Raw genomic sequence first — 13,441 nt, 5'->3', positions numbered from 1 at the left:
TTTCAAATTAAGGTCTTTCGTCACTTTACAAAAAACGCAGGATTTGCTAATTCCCAAAAATCACAACTTTTCTTTATAGAAAGTAATTTTTAATCATTGTAAATTAGTGCATTTCGACAAGGTGCCTAATGAAAATCGCTTTTCTTTGTGCAAAGTGCCATAGTTTTTGTAAAGCGATTTCATTTACAATAAGGCTATCAATTTAAACGAAAGAGGCGAAAGAAATTGGCACAACTTTCTTTGCAACATATTTATAAAATCTATGATAATAAAGTGACTGCGGTTACGGACTTCAACTTGGAAATCGATGACAAAGAATTTATCGTATTTGTCGGTCCATCCGGTTGCGGTAAATCTACAACACTTCGGATGATTGCAGGTCTGGAAGAAATTTCTAAAGGAGAGCTTTCGATTGATGGCAAAGTCATGAATAACGTGGCGCCAAAAGATCGTGACATCGCGATGGTTTTCCAAAACTACGCGCTTTATCCACATATGACAGTTTATGATAACATGGCATTTGGTTTGAAGCTTCGTAAAATGCCGAAAGAAGATATCAAAAAACGTGTGGAACATGCAGCGAACATTCTTGGTTTGACTGAATACTTGAAACGGAAACCAAGCGCTTTGTCCGGTGGTCAACGTCAACGTGTGGCACTTGGTCGTGCGATCGTTCGTGATGCGAAAGTCTTCCTGATGGATGAACCACTTTCCAACTTGGATGCTAAATTGCGTGTCCAAATGCGTGCAGAAATTACAAAACTGCATCAGCAATTAAATACGACAATGATCTATGTAACCCATGACCAAACAGAAGCGATGACAATGGCTACTCGGATCGTTATCATGAAAGACGGGGTCATTCAACAAGTTGGTACACCGAAAGAAGTATACGATCACCCAGTGAACATGTTCGTCGCAGGCTTTATTGGAAGCCCGGCAATGAACTTCTTTAAAGGTCGCTTGGAAAATGGTCAATTTGTGTCACCTGATTTCAGTATCGTCGTTCCAGAAGGTCAACTGAAAATCTTGAAAGAAAAAGGCTATGAAGGAAAAGATATCACATTTGGTATCCGTCCAGAAGATATCCATGATGAGCCAATCGTAATCGAAGCAAATCCTGGCTATACTTTCAAAGCTAAAACAATCGTGGCTGAGCTTACTGGGGCAGAATTCATGCTTCACAGCGTAGTCGGCACAGACGAATTTGTTGCCCGTGTTGATTCCCGCTCCAACCATGAACCAAACGAGGTGCTGACTCTAGCCTTCGAAATGTCCAAAGCACACTTCTTTGATCCAGAAACAGAAGAAGCTTTGACTGAATAAGCGTACCTCCCACTTTTGCCCGTCCTGAATTTCACTTTCAGGGCGGGTTTTAAACTAAAAAGAAAACTGGCGGCACATTTCAAAACAAAATGAAGTGTGCCGCCAGTTCTTTTTTAATTTTCAAAAGGATAGGTAATTCCCCACTTGTTTCGCACTTCTGTCATGATTTCTACCACGTCAACCGTCAGCGGATGTAGCGGATTTTCCCCTTTCGCCACATAGCTTTCAAAATCCTGAATCTCATACTCCAGTGCTCGCGCCGTTTCACCTGTTTCCAAGATTTCCGTTCGACCATCTGGATAGCTGATGACGGCTTTTTCTGCCCTTGGGAAATCATCTATGGTTATAAAGCCATTTTCATAGGCAACGATTCCTCTTTTAGGCATTTTAGCGCGAAAAGTAAGTGAAACCGTCGCTATTTCCCCCTGCTTATTTTTCAGCAAGATGCCAGACTGTTCGTCCACACCCGTTTCGTATTTCTTCGCCGTTGTCAAAATTTGATCTGGCGGTGCATTAAGAAAAAAGCGGGCGAATGATAGTGCATAGGTGCCGATATCTAGGAGCGCCCCGCCAGCCAGTTCCATATTGAAGAAGCGATTGGTTGGATTCGCCTCTTTTAAACTGCCAAAGGAAACTTGGATCATTTTTAACTCCCCTAATCGCCCGGAATCAACTACTTCCCGAAGTTTCTTAAAGAGCGGCATGTGGAAAATGGTCATGGCTTCTGCAACAATCAGCTTTTTTTCATGCGCCAGTTCTGTCACTTTTGCCAAATTAGCGGTGTTATAGGTAATCGCCTTTTCTACTAAAATATGCTTCCCGTGTTCGAGAGCTGCCAGCATGTATTCATCGTGGTTGGAATGCGGCGTTGAAATATAGACTGCATCAATTTTTTCATCCTTGAAAAGTGCTTCAAAGTCGTCATATACCTGTTCGATGCCATATTGCGTGGCGAATGCCTCTCCTTTAGTCCGGTTGCGTGCCCCCACCGCATAAACGTTTCGTCCGAGCGCCTGCATGGCTTCTGCAAACTGATGCGCAATCGTTCCCGGGCCAATAATCGCCCATGTGAGTTCCTTCATTCTTATCCGTCCTCTCTTTTTGCAAGCTTTTTATACCCTTATTATAACGAATTCCGTCAAAAAGTATTAACAAATTGGCTGATAAGTCTATAAAAACGTACATTTACAATAGATTAACAGATTTGACTAATGTTATAATGAAAAGATAGTTAAGAAGGAGGCTGTTTCATGTCTTTAAAATTAGTCATTCTGGGTGTACTCGATCAAACGAATGTCCATCCTTACGATATTAAACGTTTTTTAAAGCACTACAGCTGGGAATATCTTTTTCAGATTAGTGATGCCAAAATTTATTACGCTTTTGATACACTGCTGAAAAAAGGGGATATTGAGGTAGCTGAAGTCATTGCCAACGAAAAAACGCCGACCAAAACGGTATATAAAATTACCGATTCCGGGCGCAAGCAAGTCGAAAAAGAAATTTATAAAGTATTCAAAAAAGATGTTTTATCTTACAAAGCGATTTATCCGGCTCTTTTATTTGCGGATTATGCGGATAAGAACCGACTGCTTTTCTATCTGAAAGAACGCCTGTTCAGAATCGAGACTGAGCTTGCGAGCAGCGTGGAGCAGCAAACCAATCATCAGGAACATCCAACTGGAAGTGCCAGTGCATGGATCATCGAAAATGCAATTCGCCATCTTAGTACGGAAGCGCAGTGGCTGAATGAACTTTGTGTTCAAATTGAAACGGTTGGTCTTGAAACAAATATCCGCAACAGCATTCGACAATTTTTTATCCATTAAATGAGGAGGAACACTGTGACAACTAAATACTTGATTTGCTCAGATATTGACGGCACACTGATTCGTGCCGACCACACAATTCCAAATGAAAACTTGGAAATGATTTTAGCGCTACAAAAAGCCGGCCATCATTTTTCTGTTTCCACCGGGCGCTTGTATCAGGGAGCTTTTGAAGTCGCCCAAATGATCAGTCCGGAAACAGATGTGATTGCTTCAAATGGCTCCTATGCGACTGCTCAGGGCAAGGCTTTTCATCAGTTCTATATGGAAAAAGATGCTGCGCGGGCGACATATGAAATCCTGAATCATTACGATCTGCCCCTCTTTTTCTTTTCCACAAACGAGTTGTTTTTCACGAAGAATCCGCCTGCTTTCTTTCACAAATTGGCTGAATCGAAACGGTTTTCTACCGGCCATGAACGCTTCTCTTTAGTGCCGATTCATGAAGTTCAGGCTTTTGAAGAGCATGCGCCTTCTTTTTTGAATGCGATCGTGATCTCTGAAGATGCACCGGAAAAGCTTGCTGAGGTCAGAAATGTGCTGGAACAGGAGAATGGCTTGCGGATTTTGTCGAGCCATCACAATAACCTCGAAGTGCTCCCAGCTGGCTCCGATAAGGCCAAGGCGGTTGAACTTTTGGCCAAGCATTATGAAATCCCCCGTGAAAATATCATTGCTTTCGGTGACGGAGAAAATGATATCGGCATGCTGGAATACGCAGGCATTGGCGTGGCGATGGCGAATGCACCGGACAATGTCAAACAGGCGGCCAACCACATCACTGCTGACAATGAAGCTGGCGGCGTGGCCCAATTTTTACGTCAAATTTTTTAACAACCTAGATAAAGGAGGAAGTTGTCTTGAGTCAAGATTATCGTTTTCAAGTCAATCTCGGTGGGATGATCGACATCCTGTCCAATCATATTTATAATTCAAAAGATGTTTACATTCGCGAACTGCTGCAAAATGCTACAGATGCGGTTCGTGCCAGAAAGAAAATCGAGCCGGACTATCAGGGAAATATCCATGTCAGTCTCACTGGTTCTGGTGAAAATACCACACTGATTTTTGAGGACAACGGGATCGGACTGACGAACTCGGAAGTCCACGCGTTTCTAGCAACGATTGCCAACTCGTCCAAAGGCAGCAAGAGCTTCGATATTGATGAGAATGATTTTATCGGCCGCTTTGGAATTGGCCTTTTATCCTGCTTTATTGCCAGTCCTGAGATTGTCCTCATCACAACAAGTGCCCGCAATCATGAAACGACCGAATGGCGCGGCAAAGCGGATGGCACCTATCAGGTTCGCACGCTCGATACGGCGGGTCGCGAACCTGGAACGCAGCTGTTTCTGCGCGCAAAAACAGATTTAATTCTGGACGGCAGCTGTTTTGAAGCGGATATTTTGAAAGAGACGCTGATTAAATACGGCGCCATGCTGGAAGTACCGATTATTTTTGATGATGATCAGGTTTTGAATGAGGAGACGCAGATCTATGCGAATAAAGCCGCTCTGCAAAACTGTTCCAGCGAAGAAATTCTGCAACTCGGTCGTGAGCTGCTCCATCAGGATTTTACGGACTACTTTTATATTGAAAACAACACGGGTGAAACGTTCGGGATCGCCTATATCCTACCCTACGCGGTCCAAATGACGGCGAAACAGCATCATACCGTTTATTTGAACCGGATGTTCGTGACGGCAACGAACGACAATCTGCTGCCAACATGGGCCTTTTTCACGCGGACGCTGTTATTTACCAATGAATTGCAGCCGGTTGCTTCGCGGGAAGATTTCTACAAAAATGACATTCTTAAGCAGACGGCAACAAGTCTTGGGGCCGCTCTTAAAAATGGACTGGTCAATCTGGAACCTAAGAAGCTCGACAAATTGATCGCTACGCACTACGTGGCCTTTAAATCTGTGGCAACGGAGGATGAAGAATTTTTACGCTTCATTTATCCATTCCTGCCGTTCCGGACGCTTGATGGTGAAGAAAAGTTGAAAGATATTACAGAACGCAGCAGCACGATTTATTTCACCCATTCTGTGGATGATTTTCGTCAAGTGCGTGATTTGGCAAGAAACCGCGGCTTTGAGCTGATCAACGGGGGCTATACGTTTGATACGAAACTTTTGACCATGCTGATGGATATGATTCCCGGCGTCAAGCTTGAAATGGCGGAACCGGATCGCTTTGCTGGCGATCTTGAGTCGCTTGACCGCGAGACGGATGCGGAACATGCTACTCTTTTGACCTATTTGAATCAGGAAATGCGTCAATATGATGTGGAAATTGCACTGCGCAAATTTGAGCCAGAAGATTTGCCGATGTTGTTCATCAACCCTTCCTCCACTCAATTTTACCGAGAAATGGAACGCTCTGCGGAAGAAAGTAATCCACTTTTTGGAAGTATTATCGACAGTATCCGTCAAAATGTGGAACTACCACCGCAGTCGACGCTTTATTTAAATTTCCAAAATCCGGTCATTCAAAAACTGTTCACGCAAAAACGGTCGCCGGAAAAAATGTTGATTATTGTTGAATCGCTTTATATTCAGGCGCTCCTGCTTGGACACTATCCGCTTAAACAAAAGGAACGCACGCTGATGAATCAAAACTATTTGCAGCTTTTGGATCAGATTGGAAACGTGGCGGAATGAATTATATCGAAGAATGGGAACTGCTTTTGACGATGCCGAAAAAACAGTTGGACAATATTCCATTACTCGAACACATCATTCAGTCGGCGGATGCTTGTGTGGATGAAATCATCTCGACGAATGCCCGCTTTCAGCTGATTGATGAAGCGACTGATGTGGGGCTTTATGAAAAAGCTCTGCTTGCTTTCAGTTGGCTGGTGAAACGTTACGAAGAGGGTAAAAGTCTTTACGGCTTTTCAACGAGGGATATTTTGTGGCGGTACAAATGGATTGCGGGTACTGTGACTTATTTTGACGCCATTTCACTTGAAGAAATCGAGGCCCTGCATGAGGATATGAAGCAAAAACTGCTTGCTGGAAACTTTTCCCTGCGCCCCTACTATGTGACAAAGATGTGGGCGAGCATTGAGCTTGGCAAACCAGAACGGGCATCGTACTTTTTTGATCAGTGGAACCACTCAGCGGATGATATTCTAACGGATTGCCGTGCCTGTGAACAGCATCTGCGGGCAGGATATTACTTGCGCATCGAAAAGGATCCGGAAAAATCGATTCAGGCGGCACAAGTGATTTTTGACCGCCGCATGTCATGTCGGGATGTTCCTGATACGACTTATTCCATTTTGGCTAATGCTTATGAAGCGCTGGACGATCATCAAAATGCCTGGAAAAATTTTGAACTCGGCTATAAAGCTGTGAAGCACACGAAAAATATTGAATCTGTCGCACAACTAATCGATTATCTCGTCAAAACGGAAAGAATCGAGCTTGCGAAAAGTATAATGAAGGAAAATCTCGACAATGTCTTGACCGTGGGATTGCCCTATGATCAGCTGTTTTTTTTACTCGCCTGCTCTCCTTTTTTAGACGACGAGCCGGAGCTGCAAAATTTGACAAAAGATCTGGTGAATCGGTTTGATCAGCGAAACGGAAACCACTATTTTCTTACAAAATTACAACACAACAACTAAGGAGGACTTTTAAAATGAATTATTTGGACGATTTAGAATCAGCCTATGAGATTGGCGTGGAAAACAAGGAAATTTTCCCTGTATTAGAGCGGGCAATTGCCGGAGCTGATGTCAGTCATGATGTCGAAACTGGCGTTGAGGCGCGCGATTTGATGATCGAAGCGGCTTGCTTTCAGGGATACCCGCGCAAACAATTGCAGGCTTTCAGCTGGGTAATCAAAAAGTATGAAGAAGACGAAAGCAGTGTGGATGAATATAATCTGCTTTGGCAATATAAATGGATCTCAGAATCGCTTGCCTCTTTTGAAGAGGTTTCAAAAGACCAGATTCAGGCGCTGCAGGAAGATATGAAAGCCAAATATTTGGCGAGCGGCTACTCTCTTGCCCCTTATTATAAGGTGAAAACTTTAACGGCTATGTATATGGGAGACCGAGAAGAAACACTACGGTATTTCAAAAAATGGCAAACGACTCCGACTGACTTTATGAATGACTGCGTTGCTTGTGAAGCACATGAAGTGGCCCATTATTATTGGTTTGTTGGCGATTATGAAAATGCTGTAAAGGCGGCCAAACCGATTTTAAACGGCCATATGGGCTGCGCTGAGATTCCTCATTTGACTTATGGGCTGATGGCGCTCACTTATTTGGAACTTGGCGAGATTGAAAAAGCTGAGGTGTGTCTCGACAAGGGCCTGCCGCTTGTTCAACAAAGCTTGGACTTGCTTGAGGGGCTGGCACAGCTGATTGAATATATGATTCGCACAGATCGACACGAACAGGCCTTGGAAATTTTTGAAAGCCATCGTGAAATGGCACTGAATACGGAAGGCAGTCTTGTGGGTCTCCACCTCTTGAGTGCCATCTATCCGATCGTGACAGACGAGGATTTGAAAGAAAAAACACGTGAATTGGCGGCAAAATTCGACCGTCGGAATGGAAATGATTATTATACTGCGCAGTTAAAGAATTCTTGATTTTTAGTATGAAAAAGTTTGATTTACTATAGTAAATCAAACTTTTTTTTATTTATTACGGATCCACCGATAATAGACACAAATTATACACATTAAACAGCTAAATAAGTCTTAGTGCAAAAATATAACTAATAGCCAGCATGTATAATGTAATGAGCATGATGAAACATCAAGGAGGAGCAAATGAAAAAACAGATAAGTTTTGTGCTGATTATTATGCTTGTATTGAACTACTCACTACCATTCTCGGCACTTGCGGAAGAAATTCAAACTAATCCGCAAACCCAAACAGACAACCAGACAACAACAGAACAGACTAGTCCTAGTGATTCTTCAACAGAAGTGGCGGATGACTCTGCAACGAATGAACAAACTTCCGAAGATACCGCGACTGTCCCATCTGAGCAGAAGGAAACTGATGCTAGTACAGAAGAAGAAGAAACAACAAGCACATCTGACAGCGACACACAAACACCCCTTAAGCAAACTGAGTTACAAGCAACAGCGATCCCGGAAGGCAGTACCTTCCATTCCCTTTTCCCTGACAATAATTTAGCGCTTAAAATGGCACGCATCGTAACAGGAAATGTGGATGCTACTGGTGACGAGGAAGTCGTAGCAGCTGACCTTGCCGCCATTACTTCTCTTGATTTAACGGGAGAAACGGGGAGCTCTTCCACAGATATCACAGATGTAGAAGGACTTGAATATCTTGAAAATCTCGTTAATTTGAACCTGAATGATAATAATTTAACGACAATTGCTCCACTAGCGGGGCTTGATAAACTTGAAAATCTTTATCTATCAACCAACTCGCATTTAACGGATATTGGCGCGGTAAGCACCATGCCAATGCTGAAAATTCTAGAATGCTCTATGTGTACAGAATTAACAGATATTTCACCGATTTCCGGTTTACAGAATTTGCAAGAATTAAATATTCAAGTCAGTTCTGTAGAAGAATTGAATTTTTCCAATACACCTAAGCTGGAAACGATTTACATACAGGATGACGGAATTGAAGATTTAACGCCATTATCCAATTGTCCCAGTTTAAAAAATGTTTTTATGAAAGGCAATTCATCGGTAAAAAATCTGACGGGGCTCAATCAGTCAACAAGTCTTGAAACGATTGATGCCACCTATTGCCGGAGTCTAACAGAAATTGGCGATCTCAGTAGTCTAGACAGTCTTGAAATGCTAAAGCTTTCTTACTGCGAAAAATTGGAAGACCTAAACGGCATACACGATTGTCAAAATTTAACAAAGCTTGCTGTTGACAATTGTAATATCAAGAACCTTGGTACATTCAGCAACTTGGACAATCTGATTGAGATTGATCTTTCGAAAAATGCTGAATTGACGGATATCAGTGCAATTGAAAGCCTTCCAAGCTTACTTTCACTAGTTGCAGAAGACTGCGCGATTTCCTACATTGGTACACTAGATAACCTGCCAAATTTAGAGATTATCAAACTTGCCAACAATAAGATTTCGGATGCCAGTGAGATTAACCATATGCCAAAGCTGAACTATTTGGATCTTTCCAACAACACACTGACAAACCTTGGGGAACTAGATTATCTGCCCATGCTGCAGACGTTGAATCTAAAGGGCAATTCCCTGACGGACATCAGTACAATCAGTGATTTACCAAGTCTGACTTATGTGGAAGCATCGAATAATAAAATTAAAACGATTGGTTCGCTGGATGAACTGGTTTCACTGAAGGAACTACATTTAGACTACAATTCCCTTTCAAGTATCAGTGTTATCCATGATCTCCCAAGTTTGATTGTACTGAGCGCTACCAATAACACCATTTCAAAGATGGGTACATTCAACAATATGCCAAAATTGGAAGAAGTCTATTTGAACCAAAACAGTCTTTCCAATATTAGTGTGGTTCATGATCTGCCGAAACTGAAAATCTTCAAAGCGGACTCAAATCGGCTCTCTACTTTTGGAACACTTGATAATTTGCCTGAATTGATAACTTTAAGTTTAAATAATAATTCACTTACGAGCATTGAAGAAATTGGTGACTTGCCTAAGCTGCATGATTTGTATCTTAGCACTAATGCCATCAAGAATTTGGGGCAGATGGATCATTTACCAGCTTTAGAGATACTTTATCTCAACAATAATTCGATTAATAGCAGCAATGATCAAAATGGACTGAGTGCTTTAAGCGATTTAACTACTTTAAAAACATTGGATATTCATTCCAACTCTAGTATTAAGGATGTTTCCGGCTTAGCCACTTTGACGAATCTCACCTATTTAGATATGGATCATACGGGTATCAAATCGATCGACAGTTTGGCTACTCTGCCAAACATGCAGACACTGGATATTTCTTATAATACCATCAAAGATATTTCTGCCTTATCAGGTATGAAAAAACTAAGCAATCTTGATGCATCTCACAATACTATTCAAAACCCGGCACCACTCAATAATCTCTTAGCTTTGGAGATGGCAGACTTAAGATATAATTCGATTTATGATATTTCAGGTATTGCTGGTTTATTGGATCGAGGTGCTTCGGTACAAATGGTCAACCAAACCTATTCAATGGCACAACAGCTCGTTTATCAAAATTCACTAACGGTTCCAGATATAGCGGTTGGCAAATCTGGAAAGACGATAAAACCGAGCAGTTCCAGTACGCCTTATGATACGTCAACAAACCTGATCACTTGGACCAAATTGACAAGTACCAAAGGGAATTGCACCTATAGCTATTCAGAAAGTGAAAATAATTACAAACTAAACGGCACTATCACTGTTCCATATATCCAATCAGTTAAAATCTCAGCGGATAGTGAAATCACCTATACAGTCAATTCCAGCGTAACGGAAGCGCAATTTTTGACAGATATTCATGCCCTGTCTCCAGATGGTCAAACTGTGACTTCTGATTTTGAAACAGTTGTAGATCTGTCACAGATTGATGATTATACCGTAACACTTCAATCTGAAAAAGACGGCGTTCCTTCTGATACCAAAACCGTGACTGTCCACGTTGTAAAAATAGCGCCAGTTATTACAGCAGATTCAGCGATCAGCTATGAAAAAAATGCGTCTGTAACAGAAGCGGACTTTTTGGCAGCTATTCACGCAAAAACAGATCAGGGAACAGCGATTACCAGTGACTTTGCAGAAGTGGTTAATTTTTCCAAAGCTGGCGACTATGTGGTTACATTGAATTCTACCAATGAAACTAATCAAAAAGCCCAACCAGTTAAAGTAACGGTTACAGTAAATACAGATCCAGCTCCGGTTATTACTGCTAAGGAAACCATTAGCTATGATAAATTCAGTGATCTGACCGAAGCGGATTTTCTAGATGATATTGATGCGGCAACGGATGATGGTTCCACTATCCAGTCCAATTTTGATCTTGTGGTAAGTTTAGACAAGGCTGGCGAATACACTGTCACCTTGCAAGCGAGAAATGTGGATGATGTAGCCGCCACTCCTTTCCCGGTCAAAGTTATAATCAATCAGGAAAAAACGGCACAGATTTTAGCCAATACGCATCAAGAATACAATAAGTATCAAATCGTTTCAGAAGAGCAGTTCTTAGAAGATATCAATGCGCGAATGACTGCTTCGCCAACAACGGCGGTTATTTCCAGTAACTATCAAGAGGTGGTTGATCCTGAAACACCTGGTAATTATGAAGTAACGGTGAATGCGGTCAATGAAGACGGCGGACAGTCGGAACCTATCAAAGTGACCGTTGTAATCAATAAAATACCGGCCCCAGTGCTTACGGCTGATGACGAAATCACCTATGCCAAATTCGCCAGCATTTCCGAGCAGCAGTTTCTAGAAGATGTACATGCGGAAACAGACTCGGAAGCCACTTTATCAACTGATTTTAGTGAAGCGGTGGATTTTGAAAAAAACGGCGACTATAAGGTAGATATTGTTGCGACAAATGAAGATGGTGTAAAATCAAACGTTGAACAGGTAACGGTCCATATTAACAAAGCAGCCAAACCAGTGATTCAAGCGGACACAGAAATTACCTATAACAAATATGAACACGTCACGGAAGAACAATTTTTAGAAGATATTGATGCCCATCTTACTCAATCACAAGGTGACACGGCCGTCACTTCTAACTTCAAGGTTGCCGTCAATTTCACAACAGCCGGTGACTATGCGGTGACCCTGAACGCAACAAATGCGGATCAGATTTCGGCAGACCCTTATCTGGTCATTGTGCATATCAGCAAAGAACCTGCAGCTGTACTATCGGCTGACAACGAAATCACTTATGGCAAGCACCAAGTTGTAACTGAAAAACAATTTTTTGAAGATGTTCACTTGACTGGCTTGGAAAAACCAAGTTCAGCGGTGGCAAGCAGTAACTTTGCGGATGTGGTCGACTTTGATCAGGCAGGTGATTACACGGTCACAATTGATGCGGTCAATGAAGACGGAAATGTCTCGCAACCGATCGACGTGACGATTCATGTTGCTGAAGTTCCAGCGCCAGTCATTACGGCAGATCAAGAGATTCACTATAAGAAACATGCCGATGTGGATGAGAAGCGCTTCATATATGATGTTCATGCGGGTATTGATCAGGACGTCGCGATTCAGACAGATTTTGACGCACAGGTAGACATGGATCAAATTGGTCGCTATACGGTTTCTCTAACGGCTGTCAGTGAAGATGGTTTCGAGGCGGAACCTGTTGAAGTGGCAGTTTATGTGGACGATGCGACTGCTGGGGACGTGACCGTGAAATATGTCGATGAAAATGGTAACACGATTGCTCCTGATAAAACACTTAGCGGCAACACAGACGACTCTTTCAGTGTTGTGCCAGCGGATATCAGCGGGTATTGTTGTAACGCCTCTATTGAGGGTGTCTTTACTGAAGCGGCTCAAACTATTACTCTGACCTATGAAGAAGCAGCCCCTGGCCCAATCACGATTAAATATGTGAACGCGGATGGCTTGCCGATTGCTTTAGATGATACGATCTCTGGCGAAATCGGTGACACTTACACGGTTTCTGCCAAGGAAATCCAAGGCTATGAATGTTCTGCCATCGTTAATAGCAAAATCATTGAAGAACCACAAACCATCGTTTTCACCTATTCTGTTAAATCGGAAACATCAACTGGTCAAGTCATCGTTCATTACGTGGACGAATCAGGGAAGGCACTTGCTGACAGCAGAACACTTGAAGGCACTGTTGAAAGTGAGTATTTAGCCGAGGCCAAAGCAATCAATGGCTATGACGTTGTGGGAGATACAGAAAAAGCCGGCACCTATACAGCCGAAACTCAATCTGTTACCTTTGTCTATACGCCGGATCAAACGGCTGCCTCTGATAGCGCTGGATCAGATGGATCAGATGAAACAACCGATTCAAACAGCGATAGTAAGCCAAGCGGTGCTACTGTAACACCTAGCGCAGCAACCCCTCCGGATACAACAAGCAGCCAGCAAGCCTCGACATCTGCCAGCACAGTTTCAGCTTCACAGAAACTACCAGCAACTGGCGACTCAAGTGATGATCTTGCCGCATTACTAGGCGGAACCAGCTTGACACTGGCAGCCGCTTATCTGTATCGCAGAAAGAAATAAGCAAAAAAACAGCCCTTGTGAGAAGCATTTTTTTCAGCTTCTCACAAGGGCTGTTT

The 13,441-nt window shown here is 42.6% G+C and carries 8 protein-coding genes; 7 read left to right on the top strand and 1 reads right to left on the bottom strand.

Annotated features, from left to right (window positions below; translation table 11 throughout):
- Positions 1 to 225: 225 nt before the first annotated feature.
- Positions 226 to 1,326 carry an ABC transporter ATP-binding protein gene (locus CS921_RS14490; protein WP_099225124.1) on the top strand — a complete coding sequence of 367 codons (1,101 nt, stop codon included), beginning with the start codon at positions 226 to 228 and terminating at the stop codon, positions 1,324 to 1,326.
- A gap of 113 nt (positions 1,327 to 1,439) precedes the next feature.
- Here the strand turns inward: CS921_RS14490 and CS921_RS14485 are convergent, their stop codons facing one another.
- Positions 1,440 to 2,408 (bottom strand): Gfo/Idh/MocA family protein, encoded by a 969-nt coding sequence (locus tag CS921_RS14485; RefSeq protein ID WP_099225122.1) that lies wholly within the window; start codon positions 2,406 to 2,408, stop codon positions 1,440 to 1,442.
- 168 nt (positions 2,409 to 2,576) lie between these two features.
- Here CS921_RS14485 and CS921_RS14480 point away from each other — a divergent pair, with 168 nt between their 5' ends.
- The 6 genes from CS921_RS14480 (at position 2,577) to CS921_RS14455 (ending at position 13,385) form a co-directional block, all read left to right on the top strand.
- A complete protein-coding gene (locus CS921_RS14480; protein WP_099225120.1) occupies positions 2,577 to 3,155 on the top strand; it encodes a PadR family transcriptional regulator in 579 nt (192 codons plus the stop codon).
- Positions 3,156 to 3,170: 15 nt separating this feature from the next.
- Complete coding sequence (locus tag CS921_RS14475) at positions 3,171 to 3,989, top strand: HAD family hydrolase (protein ID WP_099225118.1); 819 nt, start codon at positions 3,171 to 3,173, stop codon at positions 3,987 to 3,989.
- Positions 3,990 to 4,015: 26 nt separating this feature from the next.
- Entirely contained in the window at positions 4,016 to 5,821 is a 1,806-nt protein-coding gene (locus CS921_RS14470) for an HSP90 family protein (RefSeq protein WP_276108462.1), read from the top strand.
- Positions 5,818 to 6,792 carry a hypothetical protein gene (locus CS921_RS14465; RefSeq protein WP_099225116.1) on the top strand — a complete coding sequence of 325 codons (975 nt, stop codon included), beginning with the start codon at positions 5,818 to 5,820 and terminating at the stop codon, positions 6,790 to 6,792. The genes CS921_RS14470 and CS921_RS14465 overlap by 4 nt, the downstream gene beginning before the upstream one ends.
- Before the next feature lie 14 nt (positions 6,793 to 6,806).
- Positions 6,807 to 7,769 (top strand): hypothetical protein, encoded by a 963-nt coding sequence (locus CS921_RS14460; RefSeq protein ID WP_099225114.1) that lies wholly within the window; start codon positions 6,807 to 6,809, stop codon positions 7,767 to 7,769.
- A 183-nt stretch (positions 7,770 to 7,952) separates the two neighbouring features.
- Complete coding sequence (locus CS921_RS14455) at positions 7,953 to 13,385, top strand: LapB repeat-containing protein (RefSeq protein ID WP_099225112.1); 5,433 nt, start codon at positions 7,953 to 7,955, stop codon at positions 13,383 to 13,385.
- The last annotated feature ends 56 nt before the right edge of the window (positions 13,386 to 13,441 follow it).

Source organism: Listeria costaricensis (assembly GCF_900183385.1).
Taxonomy (GTDB): Bacteria; Bacillota; Bacilli; order Lactobacillales; family Listeriaceae; genus Listeria; species Listeria costaricensis.
Note: the sequence above shows the minus strand (reverse complement) of the source record. Positions and strands in the feature narration are given on the sequence as shown.

What these genes read in the sequence shown, in the direction of transcription:
- CS921_RS14485 (WP_099225122.1), bottom strand. Translation starts at nt 2,408, where the DNA reads ATGAAGGAACTCACATGGGCGATTATTGGCCCGGGAACGATTGCGCAT.
- CS921_RS14480 (WP_099225120.1), top strand. Translation starts at nt 2,577, where the DNA reads ATGTCTTTAAAATTAGTCATTCTGGGTGTACTCGATCAAACGAATGTC.
- CS921_RS14465 (WP_099225116.1), top strand. Translation starts at nt 5,818, where the DNA reads ATGAATTATATCGAAGAATGGGAACTGCTTTTGACGATGCCGAAAAAA.
- CS921_RS14460 (WP_099225114.1), top strand. Translation starts at nt 6,807, where the DNA reads ATGAATTATTTGGACGATTTAGAATCAGCCTATGAGATTGGCGTGGAA.
- CS921_RS14455 (WP_099225112.1), top strand. Translation starts at nt 7,953, where the DNA reads ATGAAAAAACAGATAAGTTTTGTGCTGATTATTATGCTTGTATTGAAC.